This is a genomic window from Pseudomonas sp. GL_090 (assembly GCF_057837765.1).
On the sequence record NZ_CM174452.1, the window covers coordinates 6,201,000 to 6,226,464 of the forward strand.

Annotated in this window: 25 protein-coding genes and 1 pseudogene; 16 read left to right on the plus strand and 10 right to left on the minus strand. The window is 60.4% G+C overall.

What is annotated here, in order from left to right:
- Nucleotides 1-106 precede the first annotated feature (106 nt).
- On the minus strand, nt 107-352 hold the full coding sequence (locus AC3ITA_RS28145) for a DUF1127 domain-containing protein (RefSeq protein WP_150671944.1): 246 nt from the start codon (nt 350-352) through the stop codon (nt 107-109).
- 179 nt (nt 353-531) lie between these two features.
- Here AC3ITA_RS28145 and AC3ITA_RS28150 point away from each other — a divergent pair, with 179 nt between their 5' ends.
- Together AC3ITA_RS28150 and AC3ITA_RS28155 are read left to right on the plus strand one after the other, a co-directional pair.
- Nucleotides 532-1,965: an aminotransferase-like domain-containing protein gene (locus AC3ITA_RS28150; RefSeq protein ID WP_095943390.1), complete on the plus strand. Its 1,434-nt coding sequence runs from the start codon at nt 532-534 to the stop codon at nt 1,963-1,965.
- A 60-nt stretch (nt 1,966-2,025) separates the two neighbouring features.
- Nucleotides 2,026-3,600: a phospholipase D family protein gene (locus AC3ITA_RS28155; protein ID WP_489278972.1), complete on the plus strand. Its 1,575-nt coding sequence runs from the start codon at nt 2,026-2,028 to the stop codon at nt 3,598-3,600.
- Nucleotides 3,601-3,631: 31 nt separating this feature from the next.
- On the opposite strand, the gene AC3ITA_RS28160 is transcribed toward AC3ITA_RS28155, so the two are convergent.
- Both AC3ITA_RS28160 and AC3ITA_RS28165 read right to left on the minus strand, forming a co-directional pair.
- On the minus strand, nt 3,632-4,774 hold the full coding sequence (locus AC3ITA_RS28160; RefSeq protein ID WP_150671942.1) for an MFS transporter: 1,143 nt from the start codon (nt 4,772-4,774) through the stop codon (nt 3,632-3,634).
- 193 nt (nt 4,775-4,967) lie between these two features.
- On the minus strand, nt 4,968-6,461 hold the full coding sequence (locus tag AC3ITA_RS28165) for an aldehyde dehydrogenase (protein ID WP_150671941.1): 1,494 nt from the start codon (nt 6,459-6,461) through the stop codon (nt 4,968-4,970).
- A gap of 237 nt (nt 6,462-6,698) precedes the next feature.
- Here AC3ITA_RS28165 and AC3ITA_RS28170 point away from each other — a divergent pair, with 237 nt between their 5' ends.
- Nucleotides 6,699-7,061, plus strand: coding sequence for a cupin domain-containing protein (locus AC3ITA_RS28170; RefSeq protein ID WP_095943394.1), 363 nt, complete (start codon nt 6,699-6,701; stop codon nt 7,059-7,061).
- A 111-nt stretch (nt 7,062-7,172) separates the two neighbouring features.
- On the opposite strand, the gene rpmG is transcribed toward AC3ITA_RS28170, so the two are convergent.
- Both rpmG and rpmB read right to left on the minus strand, forming a co-directional pair.
- Entirely contained in the window at nt 7,173-7,328 is a 156-nt protein-coding gene (gene rpmG / locus AC3ITA_RS28175) for a 50S ribosomal protein L33 (RefSeq protein WP_003177274.1), read from the minus strand.
- A gap of 11 nt (nt 7,329-7,339) precedes the next feature.
- The gene (gene rpmB, locus AC3ITA_RS28180) at nt 7,340-7,573 is read right to left on the minus strand and encodes a 50S ribosomal protein L28 (protein WP_007975166.1); all 234 of its coding nucleotides are present in this window, start codon (nt 7,571-7,573) and stop codon (nt 7,340-7,342) included.
- 445 nt (nt 7,574-8,018) lie between these two features.
- On the opposite strand from rpmB, the gene AC3ITA_RS28185 reads away from it, so the two are divergent.
- The gene (locus tag AC3ITA_RS28185; RefSeq protein ID WP_150671940.1) at nt 8,019-9,605 is read left to right on the plus strand and encodes an ABC transporter substrate-binding protein; all 1,587 of its coding nucleotides are present in this window, start codon (nt 8,019-8,021) and stop codon (nt 9,603-9,605) included.
- Between the two features lie 132 nt (nt 9,606-9,737).
- On the opposite strand, the gene radC is transcribed toward AC3ITA_RS28185, so the two are convergent.
- Nucleotides 9,738-10,412: a RadC family protein gene (gene radC, locus AC3ITA_RS28190; RefSeq protein ID WP_095943396.1), complete on the minus strand. Its 675-nt coding sequence runs from the start codon at nt 10,410-10,412 to the stop codon at nt 9,738-9,740.
- Between the two features lie 135 nt (nt 10,413-10,547).
- Here radC and coaBC point away from each other — a divergent pair, with 135 nt between their 5' ends.
- From coaBC to argB, 4 genes and pseudogenes are all read left to right on the plus strand, one after another.
- Nucleotides 10,548-11,756, plus strand: a complete 1,209-nt coding sequence (coaBC, locus tag AC3ITA_RS28195) for a bifunctional phosphopantothenoylcysteine decarboxylase/phosphopantothenate--cysteine ligase CoaBC (RefSeq protein ID WP_095943397.1) — start codon at nt 10,548-10,550, stop codon at nt 11,754-11,756.
- A gap of 5 nt (nt 11,757-11,761) precedes the next feature.
- Nucleotides 11,762-12,217, plus strand: coding sequence for a dUTP diphosphatase (gene dut, locus AC3ITA_RS28200; protein WP_007975171.1), 456 nt, complete (start codon nt 11,762-11,764; stop codon nt 12,215-12,217).
- Between the two features lie 267 nt (nt 12,218-12,484).
- Nucleotides 12,485-13,861, plus strand: a pseudogene (locus tag AC3ITA_RS28205) (phosphomannomutase/phosphoglucomutase); the annotation flags it as partial.
- Between the two features lie 17 nt (nt 13,862-13,878).
- Nucleotides 13,879-14,784, plus strand: coding sequence for an acetylglutamate kinase (gene argB / locus AC3ITA_RS28210; RefSeq protein ID WP_008047078.1), 906 nt, complete (start codon nt 13,879-13,881; stop codon nt 14,782-14,784).
- A gap of 171 nt (nt 14,785-14,955) precedes the next feature.
- On the opposite strand, the gene pyrE is transcribed toward argB, so the two are convergent.
- Nucleotides 14,956-15,600, minus strand: a complete 645-nt coding sequence (pyrE, locus tag AC3ITA_RS28215) for an orotate phosphoribosyltransferase (RefSeq protein WP_008047079.1) — start codon at nt 15,598-15,600, stop codon at nt 14,956-14,958.
- An 81-nt stretch (nt 15,601-15,681) separates the two neighbouring features.
- On the opposite strand from pyrE, the gene crc reads away from it, so the two are divergent.
- Nucleotides 15,682-16,461 carry a catabolite repression control protein Crc gene (gene crc, locus AC3ITA_RS28220; protein ID WP_003176915.1) on the plus strand — a complete coding sequence of 260 codons (780 nt, stop codon included), beginning with the start codon at nt 15,682-15,684 and terminating at the stop codon, nt 16,459-16,461.
- Between the two features lie 176 nt (nt 16,462-16,637).
- Here the strand turns inward: crc and AC3ITA_RS28225 are convergent, their stop codons facing one another.
- Both AC3ITA_RS28225 and rph read right to left on the minus strand, forming a co-directional pair.
- On the minus strand, nt 16,638-17,006 hold the full coding sequence (locus AC3ITA_RS28225; protein WP_095943399.1) for a DUF4870 domain-containing protein: 369 nt from the start codon (nt 17,004-17,006) through the stop codon (nt 16,638-16,640).
- Between the two features lie 28 nt (nt 17,007-17,034).
- A complete protein-coding gene (gene rph / locus AC3ITA_RS28230) occupies nt 17,035-17,757 on the minus strand; it encodes a ribonuclease PH (RefSeq protein WP_095943400.1) in 723 nt (240 codons plus the stop codon).
- Between the two features lie 268 nt (nt 17,758-18,025).
- Between rph and AC3ITA_RS28235 the strand changes: the two genes are divergently transcribed.
- From AC3ITA_RS28235 to AC3ITA_RS28260, 6 genes are all read left to right on the plus strand, one after another.
- On the plus strand, nt 18,026-18,889 hold the full coding sequence (locus AC3ITA_RS28235) for a YicC/YloC family endoribonuclease (protein ID WP_150671936.1): 864 nt from the start codon (nt 18,026-18,028) through the stop codon (nt 18,887-18,889).
- Between the two features lie 13 nt (nt 18,890-18,902).
- Entirely contained in the window at nt 18,903-19,523 is a 621-nt protein-coding gene (gene gmk, locus AC3ITA_RS28240; protein ID WP_095943402.1) for a guanylate kinase, read from the plus strand.
- A 167-nt stretch (nt 19,524-19,690) separates the two neighbouring features.
- Entirely contained in the window at nt 19,691-19,954 is a 264-nt protein-coding gene (gene rpoZ / locus AC3ITA_RS28245) for a DNA-directed RNA polymerase subunit omega (RefSeq protein ID WP_007921129.1), read from the plus strand.
- A gap of 57 nt (nt 19,955-20,011) precedes the next feature.
- On the plus strand, nt 20,012-22,117 hold the full coding sequence (spoT, locus tag AC3ITA_RS28250) for a bifunctional GTP diphosphokinase/guanosine-3',5'-bis pyrophosphate 3'-pyrophosphohydrolase (RefSeq protein WP_095943403.1): 2,106 nt from the start codon (nt 20,012-20,014) through the stop codon (nt 22,115-22,117).
- 24 nt (nt 22,118-22,141) lie between these two features.
- A complete protein-coding gene (locus AC3ITA_RS28255) occupies nt 22,142-22,522 on the plus strand; it encodes a RidA family protein (protein WP_003229509.1) in 381 nt (126 codons plus the stop codon).
- A 68-nt stretch (nt 22,523-22,590) separates the two neighbouring features.
- The gene (locus tag AC3ITA_RS28260) at nt 22,591-23,331 is read left to right on the plus strand and encodes a hypothetical protein (RefSeq protein ID WP_095943404.1); all 741 of its coding nucleotides are present in this window, start codon (nt 22,591-22,593) and stop codon (nt 23,329-23,331) included.
- A gap of 127 nt (nt 23,332-23,458) precedes the next feature.
- On the opposite strand, the gene AC3ITA_RS28265 is transcribed toward AC3ITA_RS28260, so the two are convergent.
- On the minus strand, nt 23,459-24,316 hold the full coding sequence (locus AC3ITA_RS28265; protein WP_095943405.1) for an SDR family oxidoreductase: 858 nt from the start codon (nt 24,314-24,316) through the stop codon (nt 23,459-23,461).
- Between the two features lie 188 nt (nt 24,317-24,504).
- Here AC3ITA_RS28265 and exbB point away from each other — a divergent pair, with 188 nt between their 5' ends.
- Entirely contained in the window at nt 24,505-25,461 is a 957-nt protein-coding gene (exbB, locus tag AC3ITA_RS28270) for a tonB-system energizer ExbB (protein WP_095943406.1), read from the plus strand.
- Nucleotides 25,462-25,465 lie beyond the last annotated feature (4 nt).

Sequence of the window (25,465 nt, forward strand, 5' to 3'; positions counted from 1 at the left end):
GACGCCATCGCGAGCAGGCTCGCTCCCACATTGGATTTGTGGTCATACGCAAATCCCCTGTGGGAGCGAGCCTGCTCGCGAATGGGCCTGAAAATCACCATGGATTTCAGATCCGCCAGAAAGGCTTCAGCCCCTCCTCCCGCGCCTGCTCCCGTGTCAGCCCGATATCCTTGAGCTGATCGGCCGTCAGGGCCAGCAAGGCCTTGCGCGTGTGCAGGCGACGCCAGAACCGGTCCCAGCGACTCAGGCCGGACGATGCATTGCCCATGCCCGCCTCCCGCGTGCCGTTGTTCTGCCCGGTCGCCAGTTCCTGACTGTGTAACGTCAGCCGCACATCGCTCAAACCGTTCATCTTGGATGCTCCTGTTTACTTGGGTAGCCAGAGGTTCCATGATGCGTGGGCGCGAAAAAGCATTACAGATTCAAAACAACTGTATTAATTCCATACAGTTTTGCCGATTCCGCCACTGAATCCCGTTTTTTCACCCGATCTGTACTGGTTACCCGAATCACCCCAATCGAGGCTGCACCATGACCCTTTACGTCAACCTTGCCGAGTTGCTCGGCACACGTATCGAACAGGGCTTCTATCGCCCCGGTGACCGGCTGCCCTCGGTACGGGCGCTGAGCGTCGAGCACGGCGTCAGCCTGAGCACGGTGCAGCAGGCCTATCGGGTGCTGGAAGACAGCGGGCTGGCCATGCCACGGCCCAAGTCCGGGTACTTCGTCCCGGCCAGTCGCGAACTGCCGGATTTGCCGGCAGTCGGCCGCCCTGCCCAACGGCCGGTGGACATTTCCCAATGGGATCAAGTGCTGGAGTTAATACGCGCCGTGCCGCGCAAAGACGTGGTGCAACTGGGCCGCGGCATGCCGGACATCACCAGTGCGACCATGAAACCGCTGCTGCGTGACCTGGCGCGAATCAGCCGTCGGCAGGACATGCCTGGCCTGTATTACGACAACATCCACGGCAACCTCGAACTGCGCGAACAGATCGCTCGCCTGATGCTCGATTCAGGCTGCCAGTTGAGCGCCAGCGAACTGGTGGTCACCACCGGTTGCCACGAAGCGCTGTCCACCAGCATTCGCGCAATCTGCGAGCCCGGCGACATTGTCGCGGTGGACTCGCCAAGCTTTCACGGTGCTATGCAGACCCTCAAGGGTCTGGGCATGAAGGCCCTGGAGATCCCCACCGATCCGCTGACCGGCATCAGCCTGGAGGCGCTGGAACTGGCCCTGGAGCAGTGGCCGATCAAGGTCATACAGTTGACCCCCAACTGCAACAATCCATTGGGCTACATCATGCCGGAGTCGCGAAAACGCGCATTGCTGACGCTTGCCCAGCGCTATGACGTGGCGATCATCGAGGACGATGTGTATGGCGAACTGGCCTACACCTACCCGCGTCCGCGCACGATCAAGTCCTTCGACGAAGACGGTCGCGTCCTGTTGTGCAGTTCGTTTTCCAAGACCCTGGCGCCGGGCCTGCGCATCGGCTGGGTCGCGCCCGGCCGCTATCTGGAACGGGTGCTGCACATGAAATACATCAGCACCGGATCCACCGCGCCACAGCCGCAGATTGCCATCGCCGAGTTCCTCAAGGGCGGCCACTTCGAACCGCATTTGCGGCGGATGCGCACGCAATACCAACGCAATCGCGACGCGATGATTGATTGGGTGACCCGCTACTTTCCGGCCGGTACCCGCGCCAGTCGCCCACAGGGCAGCTTCATGCTGTGGGTTGAACTGCCGGAAGGCTTCGACACCCTGAAACTGAATCGGGCATTGCACGACCAGGGCGTACAGATTGCCGTGGGCAGCATCTTTTCCGCCTCCGGCAAGTATCGCAATTGCCTGCGCATGAACTACGCTGCCAAGCCGACACCGCAGATCGAAGACGCTGTGCGCAAGGTGGGTGCGACCGCGATCAAACTGCTGGCGGAAACCGATCAGCTCAGCGACTGACTTTTCTTCGGGAATCGGCGTCCATATGCCTATCTGCGCCGCCAAACGGAACGATCCTACGTGAGAGTCAGACAGCCCCTGCTTGCTCTTCTGCTACTCGCCGCGTTCCTGGGCGGCTGCTCCAGCTTCGACGTTCAGCGTGTACCGAGCCAGGCACTGCCGGCTGCAGACTCCGCATTCGGCCGCTCGGTCCAGGCGCAAGCCGCACCCTACAACGGTCAATCGGGCTTTCGCCTGCTATCGGACAGCACCGAGGCCTTCACCGCCCGTGCCGAACTGATCCGTAACGCCCAAAGCAGCCTCGACCTGCAGTACTACATCGTGCACGACGGCATCAGCACGCGCATGTTGATCGAGGAGTTGCTCAAGGCCGCCGACCGGGGCGTGCGGGTGCGGGTACTGCTCGACGACACCGCCAGCGACGGCCTGGACCGGGTGATCGCGACCCTCGCCGCGCATCCGAACATCCAGATCCGCGTGTTCAACCCGTTGAACCTGGGCCGCAGTACGGGTGTGACGCGCACCGTGGGCCGGCTGTTCAACCTGTCGCAACAGCATCGACGCATGCACAACAAGCTGTGGCTGGCGGACAACAGCATGGCCATCGTCGGCGGGCGCAATCTGGGGGACGAGTATTACGATGCCGAGCCCAACATGAATTTCACTGACATCGACATGCTCGGTGTCGGCCCGGTCGCCGAGCAACTCGGGCACAGTTTCGACCAGTACTGGAACAGCGCTCTGAGCAAGCCGATCGACGAATTCCTGTCGAGCAAACCCACACCCCACGACCTGGAAAACACCCGCACCCGACTGGAAGAGTCCCTGGCCGAAACGCGTAAACAGAATCACACGCTCTACAAACACCTGATGACCTTCACCACCCACCCACGCCTGGACATCTGGCGCCGCGAACTGATCTGGGCCTGGAGCCAGGCATTGTGGGATGCGCCAAGCAAGGTACTAGCCAAGGGCGAGCCCGATCCGCAATTGCTGCTGACCACGCAACTCGCACCTGAACTCAATAACGTCAGCAAAGAGCTGATCATGATCTCGGCCTACTTTGTGCCCGGCCAGCCGGGGCTGGTGTACCTGACCGGGCGCGCCGATGCCGGCGTATCCGTGAGTTTGCTGACCAACTCACTGGAAGCCACGGACGTTCCCGCCGTGCACGGTGGCTACGCGCCCTATCGCAGGGCGCTGCTGGAGCACGGTGTGAAGCTGTACGAATTGCGTCGCCAACCCGGCGACGGAGGCGGCAGCGGTAGTGGGCCGCATCTGTTTTCCAGTAGCGCCTATCACGGCTCCGACTCCAGCCTGCACAGCAAGGCGATGATCTTCGACCAGCAGAAATCCTTTATCGGCTCTTTCAATTTCGATCCGCGCTCGGTGCTGTGGAACACCGAAGTCGGCGTGCTGGTGGACAGCCCGGAATTGGCCGCACGGGTCCGTGAACTGGCGCTACAGGGCATGGCGCCGGCCCTGAGTTATCAGGTGGAGCTGGAAAACGATCAGATCGTCTGGACCACCGAAGACAACGGAAAGATGCACACCCTGACCAAGGAGCCAGGGAGTTGGTGGCGGCGTTTCAATGCGTGGATGAGCAATACGGTTGGGCTGGAGAAGATGCTGTAACGCTCGGCCGTCACCATTGTCCCGATGCCCATCAGGCTGGCTGAGCGGTACCAAAAGCCCCTTGCCGCGACACCACAATCAACACACCCAAGGCCCCCACCGCCATCAGCAACGGCAACGCATGGCCGTTGATCCACTGGCTGCCGGCTCCCGCCAGCAGCGGCCCGATCAGACAACCAATCCCCCACAGCTGTGCAATGTGCGCGTTAGCCCGCACCAGCGCATCGTCACGATAACGCTCGCCGATCAGGATCAGTGACAAGGTGAACAAGCCGCCGGCACTGGCGCCGAACAGCACCCACAAGGGCCAGATCAGCAGTGTGTCGATCAGCAGCGGGATTGCCAGGCTCGACACCAGCAGGACCACCGCACAACCGGTGAACAACGCCCGTCGCGACAAGCGATCGGCCAACGCACCGATCGGCAATTGCAGCACCGCATCGCCGACCACCACTGTACTGACCATCGCCAGGGCGATCTCCGTGGTGAAGCCCTGGCGCAGGCAATAGACCGGCAACAGCGTCAGGATCATCGCCTCGAACGCGGCGAACAGCGACACCGCCCAGGCAATCGCCGGCAGGCCACGACAGAACTCAAGCAAATCACGCAGGGTCACACTGCTGGCTTCACTGCTCGGCGCACCAGTGCGGCCCAGCAACAGGAACGGAGCAGCCATCAGCAAACCGACCCCCACCCAAAAGCCATAGTCGTGTTCGGTACCGAGGAAGCCCAGCAACACCGGCCCGGCCAGCTGACTCAATGCATAGCTGCTGCCATACAGCGCCACCAGCCGCCCACGCCATTGCTCGACCACCAGTTGATTGATCCAGCTTTCACCGATGATGAATACGAGGGTCAGGATCACCCCGATCATCAGCCGCAGCACCAACCAGACCGGATAGCTCGGCAACAGCGCCAGCAAACCGATCGAAACCGCCCCGGCCCACAGGCACAGGCGCATCAGGTTGGCCGTGCCGAATCGCGCCGCCAGATGGCTGGAGATTTTCGCCCCCAACAGAACGCCGATGGCCGGCATCGCCGCCATCACGCCAATGGCAAACGAGCCGTAGCCCCAGCTTTCCAGGCGAAACGACACCAGCGGCATGCTGACACCCAGGGCCAGGCCGACACTCAGGACAGATGCCAAAACGGCGAAATAAGTCGCCCAACGCATGTTCCACGCTCCTGTGGATAATCATTGTTTTTACAGACGGTACAAAACACTGTGGGAGCGAGCCTGCTCGCGATGACGGAGCAACACTCAACATTTTCGTCGACTGTCACACCGCTATCGCGAGCAGGCTCGCTCCCACAAGGGATCTGTGTCGTTTCAGGAGGCCTGCTCTAAAACAGGCCTCCCTTAACGCTTACAACTTGATCCAGGTCGCCTTCAGCTCGGTGTACTTGTCGAACGCGTGCAGCGACTTGTCGCGGCCGTTGCCGGACTGCTTGAAGCCACCGAACGGGGCGGTCATGTCACCGCCATCGTACTGGTTGACCCACACGCTACCGGCACGCAATGCGCGGGCGGTGAGGTGAGCCTTGGAGATGTCGGTCGTCCAGACCGCAGCGGCCAGGCCGTACGGTGTGTCGTTGGCGATCGCGATGGCTTCTTCGGCGCTGTCGAATGCGATGACCGACAGTACCGGGCCGAAGATTTCTTCCTGGGCGATTTTCATCGCGTTGCTCACACCGTCGAAAATCGTCGGCTCAACGTAAGTGCCGCCAGTTTCCTGGAGCGTACGCTTGCCACCGGCCACCAGCTTGGCGCCGTCGGCATGACCCGATTCGATGTAAGACAGCACAGTGTTCATCTGCTGGGTATCGACCAGCGCGCCAACATTGGTCGCCGGATCCAGCGGGTTGCCCGGCTTCCAGGTTTTCAGCGCTTCGATCACCAACGGCAGGAATTTGTCCTTGATCGAACGCTCCACCAACAGGCGCGAACCGGCGGTGCAAACCTCGCCCTGGTTGAAGGCGATGGCGCCGGCTGCGGCTTCGGCAGCGTCTTGCAGGTTCGGTGCATCGGCGAACACGATGTTCGGGCTCTTGCCGCCGGCTTCGAGCCAGACGCGTTTCATGTTCGATTCGCCCGAGTAGATCAGCAGTTGCTTGGCGATCTTGGTCGAACCGGTGAACACCAGAGTGTCGACATCGTTATGCAGGGCCAGGGCCTTGCCGACGGTGTGGCCATAACCTGGCAGCACGTTCAGCACGCCTTTCGGAATGCCGGCTTCGACAGCCAGTTCGGCGATGCGGATGGCGGTCAGCGGGGATTTTTCGGACGGTTTGAGGATCACCGAGTTACCGGTGGACAGCGCAGGACCGAGTTTCCAGCACGCCATCATCAGCGGGAAGTTCCACGGCACGATGGCGCCAACAACACCCACCGGCTCACGGGTCACGAGACCCAACTGGTCGTGCGGAGTGGCTGCCACTTCGTCGTAGATCTTGTCGATGGCTTCGCCGCTCCAGCTCAGGGCTTGCGCCGCGCCGGGAACGTCGATGTACAGGGAATCGCTGATCGGCTTGCCCATGTCCAGGGTTTCAAGCAGGGCCAGCTCTTCGGCGTGCTGTTTCAGCAGCCCGGCGAAACGGATCATGGTGGATTTGCGCTTGGCCGGCGCCAGGCGCGACCAGACACCGGAATTGAACGTGGCGCGAGCGTTTTCCACGGCCCGTTGGGCATCGGCGGCGTCACAGCTGGCAATCTTGCCCAACAGACGGCCATCGACCGGGCTGATGCACTCGAAGGTCTCGCCGGAAACGGCGTCGGTGTATTCGCCATTGATATAAGCGCGGCCTTCGATTTTCAGGTCGCGGGCACGTTGTTCCCAGTCGGCACGGGTCAGGGTGGTCATGCGAGTGTCCTCCTCTTATTGATACGACACCCGCGTTCTTCGCGGGCGCTGTCAGGAATTCTGCCCGGTCCAGCCTGCTGTTCGGCCCAAGGCATCCACCACCCTAAACCAGCCGCACATGAAGTTTCAATATATTTGACATAACGCGGGTAAACGACCTTGCGATGTTCATTTTAATAAACATAGACTTTGGGTCTGACCAACCACTCGCGCCGTAATCACGGAGGGATAACAACAATGAACATCCAGAACGTCGTCGACTTCAGCCAGGCTACCACCGCCGCAGAACGCTACCGTCCAGACCCGACCAAAGTGCTCAAGGGCGACCCGGAGCAAGCGGTTTACAACCACTACAACAGCCCTTGTGGTCAGTTGAACGCCGGGGTGTGGGAAGGCGCCATCGGCCAGTGGACGGTGAACTTCACCGAACACGAATACTGCGAAATCGTGCAGGGGGTTTCGGTGCTGCGTGACAGCGACGGCAATGCCAAGACCCTGCGCGCAGGCGACCGCTTCGTGATCCCGGCCGGGTTCAAAGGCACCTGGGAAGTGCTGGAACCGTGCCGCAAGATCTACGTGGCGTTTGAACAGAAGGCTTAGCACTAAAGTGCTGTGACTTGATCAGATTGAAGTGCTATCCGCTTTTTCAAGCACAACAAAAAAGGCCCGTATCTCGCGATACGGGCCTTTTTCGTAAGAGGGAAAAATCAATTACTTGATTTTGCCTTCTTTGTAGATCACGTGCTTGCGAACAACCGGATCATATTTCTTGATCTCGATTTTGTCCGGGGTAGTACGCTTGTTCTTGTCGGTAGTGTAGAAGTGACCAGTACCGGCGCTCGAAATCAAACGAATCAATTCACGCATGATTAGCTCCCTTAAACCTTGCCATCGCGGCGAAGTTCGGCCAGCACGACAGTGATGCCACGCTTGTCGATGATACGCATGCCTTTGGCAGATACGCGCAGACGCACAAAACGTTTCTCTTCTTCAACCCAGAAGCGGTGATGCTGCAGGTTCGGCAGGAAACGACGACGGGTTTTGTTGTTTGCGTGGGAAATGTTATTCCCAGTCACCGGACCCTTACCGGTAACTTGACATACTCTAGACATGCCTCAGCCCTCTAAAACCACATGCCCAACCCGGCATGGGTTGGCCGCTTAATCTCTCAGTCATTTGGCGCCAGGCGCCGCGTTTCTTTAGAGGTCTTACCGGCTACACCTACAGTGAAGGAACCGGGCCCCTAGAAAAGAGCGCTGCTTTATACCAGAAAGACTGGAGAGCAACAACATTCAGTGTGCGTTGAATTCACAAAAACCCCGTTTTCCGGGCTCCGAGCGCCTTGGACAAAGGCTATCGTCGATGGCGACCGCTCGTCGCAGAGAATCGGCCAACCGGCCAAATCAGGATTTTGCTCGCCCGCCTCACAGCAAATTGAGGCGCTATAGTCCCCTCAAAATGAAAAAGGGGATAGTCATTTGCAAAAGAGCCCACTAGGGTAAGACTTTTCCAGACTGCACTTGCAGATGGGCCTTCGATCTGTAAAGGAAGCCGACCATGCGCCTCGCTGCCCTACCGCTGTTGCTCGCCCCGCTTCTGCTGAGCCCCCAGACCTTTGCCGCCGCCCTGAGCGTCTGCACCGAGGCCAGCCCTGAAGGCTTCGACGTGGTGCAGTACAACTCACTGACTACCACCAACGCCTCGGCCGATGTGTTGATGAATAGCCTGGTGGACTTTGACACGGCCAGCGGCAAAGTGGTCGCCAGCCTCGCCGACAGCTGGGAAGTCAGCCCCGACGGCCTGACCTATGTCTTCAAGCTGCACCCGCAGGTGAAATTCCATCGCACCGAGTACTTCACCCCCACGCGCGACCTGAACGCCGAAGACGTGATTTTCAGCTTCGACCGCATGCTCGACCCGGCCAATGCGTGGCACAAAGTCGCCCAGAGCGGCTTTCCCCATGCGCAATCGATGCAATTGCCTGCACTAATCAAGAAGATCGACGCCCTCGATCCGCAGACCGTGCGCTTCACCCTCGACCATCCGGATTCGACCTTCCTGGCGACCCTGACCATGGGTTTCGCCTCGATCTATTCAGCCGAATACGCCGACAAACTGATGAAGGCCGGCACACCCGAGAAGCTCAACAGCCAGCCGATCGGCACAGGACCGTTCGTTTTCACCCGCTTCCAGAAGGACGCCTCGGTTCGCTATAAAGCCAACCCCGAATACTTCGGTGGCAAACCCTCTGTAGATCCGCTGATCTTCGCCATCACCCCGGACGCCAACGTGCGCCTGCAGAAATTGCGCCGCAACGAATGCCAGATCGCCCTGTCGCCCAAGCCTCTGGACGTACAGGAAGCGCTGAAAGAACCGACGCTGAAAGTCGAAAAGACTGACGCGTTCATGACCGCATTCGTCGGCATCAACAGTCAGCATCCGCCACTGGACAAGCCTGAAGTCCGCCAGGCCATCAATCTTGCCTTCGACAAGGCCAACTATGTCAAAGCCGTGTTCGAAGACACTGCCGAGGCGGCCAACGGCCCGTATCCGCCCAACACCTGGAGCTACGCGAAAGGTCTGCCGGGTTACCCTCACGACATCGCCAAGGCCAAAGCCTTGATGGCCAAGGCCGGGTTCAAGGACGGCTTCCAGACCACCATCTGGACCCGCCCTTCCGGCAGCCTGCTTAACCCCAACCCAAGTCTTGGCGCTCAACTACTGCAGTCCGACCTCGCGGAAATCGGCATTCAGGCCGAAATCCGCGTGATCGAATGGGGCGAACTGATCCGCCGAGCCAAGGCCGGTGAGCACGACTTGCTATTCATGGGCTGGGCCGGCGACAACGGTGACCCGGACAATTTTCTCACGCCGCAGTTTTCCTGCGCCGCGGTCAAGTCCGGCACCAACTTCGCCCGCTATTGCAATCAGGATCTGGACAAACTGATCAGCGCCGGCAAGACCACCGGCGAGCAAGGTGTGCGCAGCAAGCTCTACGAACAGGCCCAGGCGCAGATCCAGCAGCAGGCGCTATGGCTGCCACTGGCCCACCCGACGGCCTTCGCGCTGACACGCAAGGATGTCGAGGGGTACTCCGTCAGCCCGTTCGGCCGGCAGGATTATTCCAAGATCAGTATCAAATAACCCAACCACCACACAAAACCCTGTAGGAGCGAGCTTGCTCGCGATGGTCGTGAACGATAGCGCGGGTAGCCAGACACCCAGCAGCGTTCTCGGGTTTATCGCGAGCAAGCTCGCTCCTACAGGGGCCATGCACTACATCCACCCATACTCAGCCATCGACAACGGATCGCCGTCGCCGATGATGAAATGGTCGAGTACCCGCACATCAATCAACTCCAACGCCTTTTGCAGGCGCTTGGTCAGCACCCGGTCGGACTGACTGGGGTCGGTATTGCCCGACGGGTGGTTGTGGCAGAGGATCAATGCCGCTGCGTTGTTGGCCAAGGCGCGCTTGACCACCTCTCGCGGATGAACGCTGGTGTTGTCGATGGAGCCGCGGAACAGCGTCTCGAACGCCAGTACCTGATGCCTGGAATCGAGAAACAGACAACCAAACACCTCGTGTGGCTCGTGGCGCAGCATCGATTTCAGGTACTCGCGAACCGCGTGCGGATTCTCCAGTGCCGACTTTTGGCGCGCACGCTCGGCCAGGTGACGCCTGCTCATTTCTTGCGCAGCCTGCAACTGTGCAAATTTGGCCGGCCCAAGTCCCAGCTGCTTGCTGAATGTTTCCTGATCGGCCTCAAGCAGCAAACGCAGGCTGCCAAACTGATTCAACAGGTGTCGCGCCAGATCTACTGCACTCCTGCCCACCACGCCCGTGCGTAGAAAGATCGCCAGTAATTCGGCATCCGAAAGGCTTCCCGCGCCCTGTTCAAGCAACCTCTCCCGCGGCCGCTCCGCCGCCGGCCAATCGCGAATACTCATAACACCTCCCTGTCTGTGGGCGCCGCTGCTCCGTAGCGGTCGCTGTGATATCGTAGCCCATCTTTTTTGCGGGCGATTTCACTCCTGGGGAGGGGGTATCGCCATGCAGTCATCAACGAAATGAAAGGCAGGCCTATGCAGCGGCTGTATCGGAAACGCATTGTTCTGGGCGTCGGCGGCGGAATCGCTGCCTACAAGAGCGCCGACCTGGTTCGCCGCCTGATCGATCAGGGCGCCGAAGTGCGCGTGGTCATGACCCGTGGCGGCGCAGAGTTCATCACCCCGCTGACCATGCAGGCCCTGTCCGGGCACCCGGTCCACCTGGACCTGCTGGACCCGGCGGCCGAAGCGGCCATGGGCCACATCGAGCTGGCCAAATGGGCTGACCTGGTGCTGATCGCCCCCGCCACGGCGGACCTGATCGCCCGCCTGGCCCAAGGCATTGCCGACGACTTGCTGACCACGCTGGTATTGGCCACAGACGCCGTCGTTGCTGTTGCCCCCGCCATGAACCAGGCCATGTGGCGCGACCCGGCCACCCAAGCCAACCTGCAAACCCTCGAAAGCCGCGACATCAAGGCCTTCGGCCCGGCGTCCGGCAGTCAGGCCTGTGGTGACGTGGGCCTGGGACGCATGCTTGAAGCCACTGATCTGGCCCAGTGCGCCGCCGACTGCTTCCAGCGTCAGGCACTGACCGGTAAACATGTGCTGATCACCGCCGGTCCGACCCAGGAAAACATCGATCCGGTGCGCTACATCACCAACCACAGCTCCGGGAAAATGGGTTTTGCCCTGGCCGAAGCCGCCGTGGAAGCCGGTGCCCGCGTAACCCTGATCACCGGCCCCGTGCACCTGCAGACCCCGGATCGCGTTACCCGCATCGACGTGGTCAGCGCCCGCGACATGCTCGCTGCCTGCGAAGCGGCGATCCCTTGCGACCTGTTCATCGCCTCGGCAGCGGTTGCGGACTACCGTCCGGAAGTCGTCGCCCCGCAGAAACTCAAGAAAGATCCTACGAACGGCGACGGCTTGTTGCTACAGATGGTGCGCAACCCGGACATCCTTGCCACCATCGCCACCCGCCCTGACCGTCCGTTCAGTGTCGGTTTCGCCGCCGAGACCGAACACCTGCTCGATTACGCTGCACGCAAGTTGAAAGACAAGAACCTCGATCTGATCGTCGCCAACGACGTCGCCAACCCGAGCATTGGCTTCAACAGCGAAGAAAACGCCTGCAGCGTCATCGACCGCGAGCTTCACGCCACACTTTTCGCCCAGACCAGCAAGAGCAAGATTGCTCGTCAGCTGATCACCTTTATCGCCGAACGTCTGAACCAGGTTTAATTTACATGCACGCTTTGCAAGCCAAGATCCTCGACCCCCGCATCGGTACCGAATTCCCGCTGCCGCAATACGCCACACCGGGCTCCGCCGGCCTCGACCTGCGCGCCATGCTGGAACAGGACACCGTGATCAAGCCGGGTGAAACCGTACTGATCCCCACCGGCCTGTCGGTCTATATCGGCGACCCGAACCTGGCGGCGCTGATTCTGCCGCGCTCGGGGATGGGCCATAAGCACGGCATCGTGCTGGGCAACCTCGTGGGACTGATCGACTCCGACTACCAAGGCCCACTGATGGTTTCCTGCTGGAACCGTGGCCAGACCGAGTTCACCATGCCAGTTGGCGAGCGCCTGGCGCAACTGGTGCTGGTGCCGGTGGTGCAGGCTCACTTTGAGATGGTTGAAGAGTTTGTCGAAACCGAGCGCGGCACTGGCGGTTTTGGTCATACCGGTACCCGTTGATCCGGTCACGCTCTTCTTGTGGCGGGGGGATCTGACTCCCTCACCACAAAATTCAAATTGTCATCTGCAAGGTTTAGCTCCGAAAATCAAGGCATTGCCCGGCCAAACCCTTGCCGTCATGGGCATCATGGCCCTTTCACAGCACGAACTCTCTGCGGAAAACGCCGTCATACCCTTCAGTTTGAACCTGCTGCCGAATGAGTCGGCGGCCTGTCCAGCCACTTTCGAGATGGAGCATTTCCACAGATGAACACCCCGGCCAAAGTCGCACCCAAGTTCCCTGACAGCATCTTCCGCGCCTACGACATCCGCGGCACCGTCCCGGAATTCCTGAACGCTGAAACCGCTTACTGGATCGGCCGCGCCGTCGGCTCCCAAAGCCTGGCCCAGGGCGAGCCAAACGTTTCCGTCGGTCGCGATGGCCGTCTGTCCGGCCCGGAGCTGGTCGCGCAACTGATCAAAGGCATCGCCGACAGCGGCTGCCACGTCAGTGATGTCGGCCTGGTCCCGACTCCGGCGCTCTACTACGCCGCCAACGTACTGGCCGGAAAATCCGGCGTGATGCTCACCGGCAGCCACAACCCGTCGAACTACAACGGCTTCAAGATCGTCATTGCCGGCGACACACTGGCCAACGAACAGATCCAGGCCCTGCACGACCGCCTCAAGACCAACAACCTGAGCAGCGGCCAGGGCAGCATCACCCAGGTCGAGATCCTCGACCGCTACACCACCGAAATCGTCCAGGACATCAAGCTGGCCCGTCGCCTGAAAGTGGTCGTCGACTGCGGCAACGGTGCGGCTGGCGTGATCGCTCCGCAACTGATCGAAGCGCTGAACTGCGAAGTCATCCCGCTGTTCTGCGAGGTCGACGGCAATTTCCCGAACCACCACCCGGATCCGGGCAAGCCTGAAAACCTCGTGGACCTGATCGCCAAGGTCAAGGAAACCAACGCTGACATCGGCCTGGCCTTCGACGGCGATGGCGACCGCGTCGGCGTGGTGACCAACACCGGCAGCATCGTCTACCCGGACCGCCTGCTGATGCTGTTCGCCCGCGACGTCGTGGCACGCAACCCGGGCGCCGAAATCATCTTCGACGTCAAATGCACCCGCCGCCTGATTCCGCTGATCAAGGAATACGGTGGCCGGTCGTTAATGTGGAAGACCGGTCACTCGTTGATCAAAAAGAAAATGAAACAATCCGGCGCCCTGTTGGCTGGCGAAATGAGCGGGCACATCTTCTTCAAGGAGCGCTGGTTCGGTTTCGACGACGGCATTTACAGCGCCGCGCGGTTGCTGGAAATCCTCAGCAAGGAAAAATCCTCGGCCGAAGAGCTGTTCGCGACCTTCCCGAACGATATTTCTACGCCGGAAATCAATATCCATGTGACCGAAGAGAGCAAATTCAGCATCATTGATGCATTGCACGATGCGCAGTGGGGCGCAGGCGCCGACCTGACCACCATTGACGGCGTGCGAGTCGACTATGCCAAAGGCTGGGGCCTGGTACGCGCCTCCAACACCACACCGGTGCTGGTGCTGCGTTTCGAGGCCGATGACGAGGCTGAATTGCAGCGCATCAAGGACGTTTTCCACGCCCAGTTGAAGCGTGTTGCACCTGATCTCCAACTACCGTTCTGATTCACCCGGAGCCCTGAATGACCCTCGAACGCGAAGCCGCCGCCAACACCGCCAAGGTCCTGTCCGAAGCGCTGCCTTACATCCGCCGTTATGTCGGCAAGACACTGGTGATCAAATACGGCGGCAACGCGATGGAAAGCGAGGAGCTGAAAACCGGCTTCGCCCGCGACATCGTGCTGATGAAGGCCGTGGGCATCAACCCGGTGGTGGTTCACGGTGGCGGCCCGCAAATCGGTGACCTGCTCAAGCGCCTGTCGATCGAGAGTCATTTCGTCGACGGCATGCGCGTCACCGACGCCGCGACTATGGACGTGGTGGAAATGGTCCTCGGCGGCCAGGTCAACAAGGACATCGTCAACCTGATCAACCGTCACGGCGGCAGCGCCATCGGCCTGACCGGTAAAGACGCCGAGCTGATTCGCGCGAAGAAGCTCACCGTTACCCGTCAGACGCCGGAGATGACCACCCCGGAAATCATCGACATCGGCCACGTGGGCGAAGTGGTCGGGATCAATACCGACCTGCTGAACCTGCTGGTCAAGGGTGATTTCATCCCGGTGATCGCGCCCATCGGCGTCGGCGCCAACGGCGAGTCGTACAACATCAACGCTGACCTGGTGGCCGGTAAAGTCGCCGAAGCGTTGAAAGCCGAGAAGCTGATGCTGTTGACCAACATCGCCGGCCTGATGGACAAATCGGGCACGGTCCTGACCGGCCTGACAACCCAGCAAGTCGACGACCTGATCGCCGACGGCACCATCTACGGCGGCATGCTGCCGAAGATCCGTTGCGCACTGGAAGCGGTCCAGGGCGGCGTGGGCAGCTCGCTGATCATCGACGGTCGCGTGCCGAACGCGATCCTGCTGGAAATCTTCACGGATACCGGCGTGGGCACCCTGATCAGCAATCGCAAGCGTCCTTAATCGCTAGCGCATACAAAAAGACCCCGCTCGGCCTGGCTGAGCGGGGTCTTTTTACTTGTGTCGCTTTCCCTGTGGGAGCGAGCTTGTTCGCGATAGCTATTTATCAGCCGACATAGCCGTCGACTGACACTCCGTCATCGCGAGCAGGCTCGCTCCCACAGGGGAATGCAGTTACACGCCGAACTGGGCGCGGTACGCTTCCACGGCTGGCAGATGCTGTTTGAGCTGCGGGTCATCCGCCAGGAATTCCAGCACCTGGTTCAGCGAAACGATGCTGATGACCGGGATGCCGAAGTCACGCTCGACTTCCTGGATCGCCGACAACTCGCCATTGCCACGCTCCTGACGGTTCAGGGCGATCAGCACGCCGGCGGCCTTGGCGCCGTCCTGGGAGGCGATGATCTGCATCACCTCACGGATCGCGGTGCCAGCGGTGATCACGTCGTCGATGATCAGAACGTCGCCGGTCAGCGGTGCGCCAACCAGGCTGCCGCCTTCGCCGTGGGCCTTGGCTTCCTTGCGGTTGAAGCACCATGGCAGGTCACGGTTGTGATGCTCGGCCAGGGCCACGGCGGTGGTCGCCGCCAAAGGAATGCCCTTGTAGGCCGGGCCAAACAGCACGTCGAAGGCAATGCCGCTCTCGGCAATGGCAGCGGCGTAGAAGCGACCCAGCTGCGCCAGGGCCGAACCCGAGTTGAACAGGCCCGCGTTGAAGAAGTATGGACTGGTGCGTCCGGACTTCAGGGTGAACTCACCGAAGCGCAAAACGCCGCGATCGATGGCAAAACGGATGAAATCGCGCTGATACGCTTGCATGAAAAAACCCCAAATACCACGGATTTAGCTAATTAGCTTGACGCCGTGTATCATACACGCACGCGATTTTTGGGGCCATTTATGCGGATCATCAGTGTGAACGTCAATGGTATTCAGGCTGCAGTCGAGCGTGGTTTGCTCAGTTGGCTGCAGGCACAGAATGCCGACGTCATCTGCCTGCAGGACACCCGCGCCTCCGCCTTTGAACTGGACGATCCAGCCTTCCAACTGGATGGATACTTCCTTTATGCCTGCGATGCCGAAGTTCCCGCCCAAGGTGGCGTGGCTTTGTATTCGCGGCTGCAACCGAAGGCTGTCATCAGCGGTCTCGGTTTCGAGACGGCCGACCGCTACGGGCGCTACCTGCAAGCCGATTTCGACAAGGTCAGCATCGCGACCTTGCTGCTCCCTTCGGGGCAGAACGGCGATGAAGACTTGAACCAGAAGTTCAAGCTAATGGACGATTTCGCCCGTTATCTGGATAAACAGCGACGCAAGCGTCGCGAGTACATTTATTGTGGCTCGCTGTACGTGGCGCAACAGAAGCTGGATATCAAGAACTGGCGCGACAGCCAGCAATCTCCGGGCTTCCTGGCACCTGAGCGCGCCTGGATGGACGAGATTGTCGGCAACATGGGTTATGTCGACGCCCTGCGTGAAGTCAGCCGTGAAGGCGACCAGTACAGCTGGTGGCCGGACAACGAACAGGCGGAGATGCTCAACCTCGGTTGGCGCTTCGACTATCAGTTGCTGACCCCTGGCCTGCGCCGCTTCGTACGTAGCGCACGCCTGCCACGCCAGCCGCGGTTCTCGCAACACGCGCCGCTGATCGTGGACTACGACTGGACGCTGACCATTTAAGCGTCGTTTCGCAGACACAAAAAAGCCGACAGCAATGTCGGCTTTTTTGTGGGCGGTGATTTGCTTTTCTGTGGGAGCGAGCTTGCTCGCGATGACGATGTATCAGATACCGATGCAGTGGCTGTCAGAACGCTATCGCGAGCAGGCTCGCTCCTACAGGGGATCTTCGTTGATCGTTATTTGATCAACCGCCAGGTGAACGGGTACCGGTAAGGCTGCCCTTCATTGGCCTTCACCCCGGCGATGATCGTCAGCACCAGCGCACCGATCGCGACCAAGCCAAACAGGAAGAACCCGATTATCACCACCATCAGCAGGAAACAGATAGCCGAGGCGATCGCCACGGTTAACTGAAAGTTCAGTGCTTCCTTACCCTGAGCATCGATGAACGGGTCCATCTCGCGCTTCATCTGCCAGAGAATCAGCGGGCCGATGATCGTGCCAAACGGAATCCAGATCCCCAACAAGGCGGACAAGTGACAAAACATCGCCCACTGGCGAACCTCACGACTCGGCGCAGGCAGCGGCAATTGCTCATCACTCATAACGCCCTCCTTGTGTAGTGCAGTCCGGTCAGTCGGCCAGTGCGGCCTTTTGCAGTTCGAAGATCTCGCTCATGCCTTTCTTCGCCAGTTCCAGCATGGCGTTCAGCTCTTCTGGCTGGAACGGCGCGCCTTCGGCAGTGCCCTGGACTTCGATGAAACCGCCAGCGCTGGTCATCACCACGTTCAGGTCGGTCTCGGCGGCCGAGTCTTCCAGGTAGTCGAGGTCGAGCACAGGCTCACCCTTGTACATGCCCACGGAAACCGCAGCGATCATCTGCTTGACCGGGTCGCCGCCCTTCAGGCCGCCACGCTTCTTGATGACTTTCAAGGCGTCGATTAGCGCAACCATGGAGCCGGTGATCGAAGCCGTGCGGGTGCCACCGTCAGCCTGGATCACATCGCAGTCGACGTACAGAGTGACATCGCCCAGCTTGGACATGTCCAGCGCAGCGCGCAGGGAGCGACCGATCAGACGCTGGATTTCCAGGGTGCGACCGCCTTGCTTGCCACGGCTGGCTTCACGCTGGTTACGCTCGCCGGTAGCGCGCGGCAGCATGCCGTACTCGGCGGTCAGCCAGCCCTGGCCCTGACCTTTCAGGAAACGCGGTACGCCCGGTTCAACGCTGACGGTGCAGATGACCTTGGTATCGCCGAACTCGACCAGCACAGAACCCTCGGCGTGTTTGGTGTAGTTGCGGGTGATGCGGATCGAGCGGAGCTGATCGGCAGCGCGACCACTTGGACGTATCATAGGGAGTACCTGTACTGGGGACGGAAAACTGCGGAGCATTATAGAGCCGACGGCCGCCACTGGGCACTTCTAAAAAATTCCGCCGACGACCGAGGGCTCTGTACCGCGCGTCGATGCAGGCCTGCCGTGTTTTGTCACACCGTGTGTTTGGGCGCATCCGCGCCACTGCGCTACAATCCTGCGCCTTTGCTGCCAGTCGGCTTTAATTCATTGATATCGGATTCCCGGAACCTCGGTTCTGTGCCGATCCGCCTTGCGAGGTACCTCCATGGTGCACAGCATGACCGCCTTCGCCCGCGTCGAGAAAGCCGGCGTCCAGGGCACCCTGAGCTGGGAACTGCGGTCGGTCAACAGCCGCTACCTGGAACCGCACCTGCGTCTGCCTGAGTCCTTTCGCGACCTTGAGGGCGCCGTTCGTGAGGCCCTGCGCCAGGGCGTATCCCGGGGCAAGCTTGAATGCACCCTGCGTTTCACCGAAGAAAATACAGGCAAAGCACTGCAAATCGATCAGGAGCGCGCAGCGCAACTGGTCGCCGCCGCCGAGACCATCGCCAGCCTGATCAAGAGCCCGGCAGCGCTGAACCCGCTGGAAGTCCTGGCCTGGCCCGGCGTACTGGTAGGTGACGCCACCGATCCGCAAGCCTTGAACGCCGAGGCGCTGGCACTGTTCAACCAAGGCCTCAAGGAACTGAAAGCCGGCCGCGAGCGCGAAGGCGCCGAACTGGCGCGGCTGATCAACGAACGCCTGAGCTCCATTGAAGAAGACGTGGTGACCCTGCGCGAACTGGTCCCGCAAATGCTCGCCACCCAGCGCCAGAAAGTCCTCGACCGCTTCGCCGACATGAAGGCCGAGATGGACCCGCAGCGCCTGGAGCAGGAAATGGTCATGCTCGCGCAAAAAAGCGACGTCGCCGAAGAACTGGATCGCCTGAGCACTCACATCATCGAAGTTCGCCGGGTGCTCAAATCCGGCGGCGCCGCCGGTCGGCGCCTGGACTTCCTGATGCAGGAACTCAACCGCGAAGCCAATACACTGGGCTCCAAAGCCTTCGACCCGCGCAGTACCCAGGCGGCGGTCAACCTCAAGGTGTTGATCGAGCAGATGCGCGAACAAGTGCAGAATATTGAGTAAGGCTACCCCCGACATGACACACAGCACCGGCACCCTGTACATCATTTCCGCCCCTTCGGGCGCGGGCAAAAGCAGCCTGGTCAAGGCCCTGACCGACGCCAATCCGGAGATCCGCGTCTCGGTCTCCCATACCACCCGCGCCATGCGCCCGGGCGAAGTGGATGGCGTGAACTACAACTTCGTCGCGCGCGAACAGTTCGTGAAGATGATCGAACACGGGGATTTCCTCGAGCGCGCCGAAGTCTTCGGCAATCTCTACGGCACTTCGCAAAGCCACCTGCAGCAGACCCTGGACGAAGGCCACGACCTGATTCTGGAAATCGACTGGCAAGGTGCCGAGCAAGTGCGCAAGCTGATGCCTCAGGCCCGTTCGATCTTCATTCTGCCGCCGTCATTGCAGGCCCTGCACCAGCGCCTGACCAATCGCGGCCAGGACAGTGACGAAGTAATCGACGGCCGGATGCGCGAAGCCGTGAGCGAAATGAGCCACTATGTCGACTACGACTACCTGATCATCAACGACGATTTCGCCCACGCGCTGCACGATCTGAAGGCGATTTTCCGCGCCAATCAGCTGATTCAAAAGCGTCAGCAGCAGCGTCACGGCAAATTGCTGGCTGAATTGCTCGGTTAATCAGCTCTTCCCAAAACCGCTGCAAGGGCTTTACATTGGCACTTGTAGCGCGTTGAAGGGCTTGGTCAAAAAATCAGCGCTTCCCTAAACGCTGGTGATTTTTTAAACTGTCGAGTCCGCTCGCCCATCCGGGCAGCGCGCATATTGCATTTGCTACGAGGAAGACCATGGCCCGCGTAACCGTTGAAGACTGCCTAGAACACGTGGATAACCGCTTTGAGCTGGTCATGCTCTCTACCAAGCGTGCCCGTCAACTGGCCACCGGCGGCAAAGAGCCGAAAGTAGCATGGGAAAACGACAAGCCTACCGTCGTCGCCCTGCGCGAAATCGCTGAAGGCCTGATCGACTACGCAGCTATCGCCGAAGCCGAAATCGTTGAAGATGAACCGCTTTTTGCTGCATTCGAGGACGAGTCCAACGAGGCCGTCTAAGCCTATGCCTGGTCGACGTAGCACGGCGCGGGATAAAAGCTTACGGCAGGAGACATCATGCCGAGCATAGACGCCCTCGCCGATCGCTTATCGACCTACCTCGGCAAAGACCAGGTCAACCTGGTCCGCCGAGCGTATTTCTACGCCGAACAAGCCCACGACGGCCAACGCCGCCGTAGCGGTGAGGCGTACGTCACGCATCCTCTTGCCGTGGCCAATATTCTTGCCGACATGCACATGGACCATCAGAGCCTGATGGCCGCCATGCTGCATGACGTGATCGAAGACACCGGTATCGCCAAGGAAGCGCTGCAAGCGCAGTTCGGCGAAACCGTGGCCGAACTGGTCGATGGGGTCAGCAAACTGACCCAGATGAACTTCGAGACCAAAGCTGAAGCCCAGGCCGAAAACTTCCAGAAAATGGCCATGGCCATGGCGCGCGATATTCGCGTGATCCTGGTCAAGCTGGCCGACCGCCTGCACAACATGCGCACGCTGGAAGTGCTGTCCGGCGAAAAACGCCGGCGCATCGCCAAGGAAACCCTGGAAATCTATGCGCCCATCGCCAACCGGCTGGGCATGCACGCCATCCGCATAGAGTTCGAAGACCTCGGCTTCAAGGCCATGCACCCGATGCGTTCCGCGCGGATCTACCAGGCGGTCAAGCGCGCCCGGGGCAATCGCAAGGAAATCGTCAACAAGATCGAAGAATCCTTAAGCCACTGCCTGGCCATCGATGGCATCCAGGGCGAGGTCAGCGGCCGCCAGAAACACCTCTACGGCATCTACAAGAAAATGCGCGGCAAGCGTCGGGCCTTCAACGAGATCATGGACGTCTACGCGTTCCGGATCATCGTCGACAAGGTCGATACCTGCTACCGCGTGCTGGGTGCTGTACATAACTTGTATAAACCACTGCCGGGGCGCTTCAAGGATTACATCGCGATCCCCAAGGCCAACGGCTATCAGTCGCTGCACACCACACTGTTCGGCATGCACGGTGTTCCGATCGAGATCCAGATCCGCACCCGTGAAATGGAAGAGATGGCCAACAACGGCATCGCCGCCCATTGGCTGTACAAATCCAGCGGCGATGAGCAGCCCAAAGGCACCCATGCCCGCGCCCGCCAGTGGGTCAAGGGCGTGCTGGAAATGCAGCAACGCGCTGGCAACTCGCTGGAATTCATCGAAAGCGTGAAGATCGACCTGTTCCCGGACGAGGTCTATGTGTTCACGCCCAAAGGCCGGATCATGGAGCTGCCCAAGGGTTCCACGGCGGTCGACTTCGCTTACGCGGTACACACCGACGTGGGCAACAGCTGCATCGCCTGCCGGATCAATCGTCGTCTCGCGCCGCTGTCCGAACCGCTGCAAAGCGGCTCCACGGTCGAGATCGTCAGCGCCCCCGGCGCGCGGCCGAACCCGGCCTGGCTCAACTTCGTGGTCACCGGCAAGGCGCGCACGCACATTCGCCATGCGCTGAAACTGCAACGCCGCTCCGAATCCATCAGCCTCGGCGAGCGCTTGCTGAACAAGGTCCTCAACGGCTTTGACAGCTCGCTGGAGAAAATTCCGGCCGAACGCGTCAAGGCCATGCTCGTCGAGTACCGTCTCGAACTGATCGAGGATTTGCTCGAAGACATCGGCCTGGGCAATCGCATGGCCTATGTAGTGGCCCGTCGACTGCTGGGCGAAGGCGAACAGCTGCCAAGCGCGGAAGGCCCGCTGGCGATTCGCGGCACCGAAGGTCTGGTGCTCAGCTACGCCAAGTGTTGCACGCCGATCCCGGGCGACCCGATTGTCGGCCACCTGTCCGCCGGCAAAGGCATGGTCGTGCACCTGGACAACTGCCGCAATATCAGCGAAATCCGCCACAACCCGGAAAAATGCATCCAGCTCTCGTGGGCCAAGGATGTCACCGGCGAATTCAACGTCGAGCTGCGCGTCGAGCTGGAACACCAGCGCGGCCTGATCGCCCTGCTGGCCAGCAGCGTCAACGCCGCCGACGGCAACATCGAGAAAATCAGCATGGACGAACGCGACGGTCGCATCAGCGTGGTCCAGTTGGTGGTCAGCGTGCACGACCGCGTGCACCTGGCCCGCGTGATCAAGAAACTGCGCGCCTTGACCGGGGTGATTCGCATCACCCGCATGCGCGCCTAAGCCCCTAATTACAAGGAGTCCTACATGACCAAGACTGTTATCACCAGCGACAAGGCCCCGGCCGCCATCGGTACTTACTCCCAGGCGATCAAGGCTGGCAACACCGTTTACATGTCGGGTCAGATTCCCCTGGACCCAAAAACCATGGAACTGGTCGAAGGCTTCGAAGCCCAGACCGTCCAGGTGTTCGAGAACCTCAAGGCCGTGGCTGAAGCCGCCGGCGGTTCGTTCAAGGACATCGTCAAGCTGAACATCTTCCTCACCGACCTGAGCCACTTCGCCAAGGTCAACGAGATCATGGGCAAGTACTTCGACCAGCCTTACCCTGCCCGCGCCGCCATCGGCGTAGCAGCCCTGCCAAAGGGTTCGCAGGTTGAAATGGATGCCATCCTGGTCATCGAGTAATGCGTACGGCGCAGCCTCGAGCTGCGCCGACTGCTCTGCTGTAAAGAATGCCTGAAAGGATTCCACCCATGCGCAACGCGCTTGCTCTCTCGCTGCTCGCCCTGTTTCTGGGCGGATGTGCCAGCAACCCTGCCGACCGCGACATCAGCGGCACCTGGATCAACCAGGTAGCGATCGATGCTGCCGCCAAAGGCGTCCCCTTGCGTGAAGCGCTCCAGGCCTATGGCCCGAACCTGGAATGGGACATCAACACCAAAGCCGGTCAGGCCCGCTACACCAACGGTTTTGAAAATGTCGACGGCAAGCTGCTGGGTGAACAGTCCGGTGCCTGGAGAGTCGACTTTTATGGCAGCTCGGCCAGCGAGCTGAAGCGTGACGGCAAGCAACTGAGCCAGTCCGCCAGCGACAATGAGCCTGAGCAAGTCTTCGACCGCGTACAGATCCAGGTACCGGATGGCGCACCGATGGGCGCCAGCTTCGAACGTGCGCTGTATTCCGCCTACATGGGCGGCGGCTGGACAATCGTAAACGGCCCGGGCGAAGGCAACACAGTTCAATTCCAGCCCGACGGCCAGGTGACCGGCCTGCCAGGCAGCGATCGCTATGCGTTGTGCCTGGCCGGTGATTGCGCCTCCATGAGTGGCGGCAATGACAACATGTGGCTGCAGCTCAATGGCCAGGGCAACGCCTGGATCTTTGCGCGCAAGGGCAAGGAGCTGGAGATTTTCCAGACCGTGAACACGGCACAGGCGGACGAGATGCCCTCGTTCACCCCGGGTGAGCGCAAGTGGTTGCTCGAGAAGCAGTAAGCAACGCATTACCCCTGTAGGAGCGAGCCTGCTCGCGATGGCGCAATGACAGTCAACTATGATGTTGAATGTTACGACCTCATCGCGAGCAGGCTCGCTCCTACAGTTGCTTTTGGGTGACTGTGAGTCAGCAGCGCCCTTCAATGATCGCCGCATACCCCTCGCGAAAACTCGGGTATTTCGGCGTCCAGCCCAATGCCTTGGCCCGCGCATTACTGCACCGCTTGCTGCCAGTGCGACGCACGCTATCGTCATCGGCCCATTCAGTCACACCCAGATACTCACGCAACCAGCCCACCACATCGGCCAGCGCTGCCGGTGCGTCATCGACACCGATGTAAACATCATCCAGCGCCACGCCACGCCGATCCGCCTCAAGCAGGCACGCCATCAACCCGGCTGCGTCATCGGCATGAATCCGATTGGCATACAACGGCGGATCGGTTGCCACGCGATACCCCCGACGAACCTGAGTCAGCAACCACTCACGGCCCGGACCATAAATGCCGGTCAGACGCACGATGCTCGCCGGAATGCCGCTTTTGAGGGCGAGTTGCTCGGCTTCGAGCATCACACGTCCGGAATAGCCCGCCGCCACGGCGGGTGAAGACTCGTCGACCCATTCGCCATTCTGCTGACCGTAAACACTGCTGCTGGAAACGAACAACAGGCGATTAGGCACCTGCCCGTAGTCGTTCAGCCACTCCAGCACATGCTCCAGCCCCTGGACATACGCAGCGCGGTAACCGGCTTCGTCGTGATCGCTGGCCGCGGCGCAATACACCAGGTAGTCCACGGCGCCGATTGGCCAGGTAGCCGGGCAGTCTTTGTTGAACAGATCACCGGCTACGCCGATGACGCCCTTGGGCAGGCGTGAAACGTCGCGTCGCAGGCCATGGACTTCCCAACCCACCGCCAGCAATTGCGTCGCCAGGCGGCTGCCGACATCACCGCAGCCGGCGATCAAAACAGTAGGCGCAGACATCAGATAACTCCCATCGGAAAGCCACAGACTAGCGCCGGCAATAGACAGGCGGCTAGCAATGCAGGAAAAAAAGAGACGCTATTACTTTTGTTAACAAGAATTAATTGCAATAATACGGACCACTTTTGTTCTCGGCCTTTCGAGGCCTGGAAGAACATCACCCGTTTATTCTCTCAGGTCCGGCCAGCATGACACGCAATCAATTCTCCGCTCCGCCAACCAAACGACCTCGCGCCTGGAGCGCGGTGGCCGCCCTGTTCCTCAGCCTGATGCTCGCGCCAGTCGCCGCTTTCGCCGATGCCCAGGTGCCAGCCACACCAGCCGCCACCGCGCCGGCTCCAGCAGATCACGTCGCACCGGCCGTTACTCCGGCCCAGGCAGCACCGGTAGAAACATTGGGTGAAGACGTCCCTGAAGTCCTCGAAGCCGACAACACCCTGGGCATGGCCCACGACCTGTCGCCGTGGGGCATGTACAAGAATGCCGACATCATTGTGAAAATCGTGATGATCGGCCTGGCCATCGCCTCGATCATCACCTGGACCATCTGGATCGCCAAGGGTCTTGAGCTGATGGGCGCCAAGCGTCGTCTGCGCGGTGAAATTGCCCAGCTGAAAAAGTCCGCCTCCCTCAAGGAAGCCAGCGCCACCGCGGCAAAGGAAGGTACTCTCGCCAACCTGCTGGTGCATGATGCTCTCGAAGAGATGCGCCTGTCGGTCAACAGCCGTGAGAAAGAAGGCATCAAGGAACGCGTCAGCTTCCGTCTTGAGCGCCTGGTCGCCGCCTGCGGTCGCAACATGAGCAGCGGTACCGGCGTGCTGGCCACCATCGGCTCCACCGCGCCGTTCGTCGGCCTGTTTGGTACCGTGTGGGGCATCATGAACAGCTTCATCGGCATCGCCAAGACCCAGACCACCAACCTCGCCGTCGTCGCTCCCGGCATCGCCGAAGCCCTGCTGGCTACCGCGCTGGGCCTGGTTGCAGCGATCCCTGCAGTCGTGATCTACAACGTCTTTGCCCGCTCCATCGCCGGTTACAAGGCTCAGGTGTCCGATGCGTCGGCACAGGTCCTGCTGCTGGTCAGCCGCGACCTCGACCACCAGCCTGAGCGCAGCTCGCAACCGCACATGGTGAAAGTGGGGTAATCGG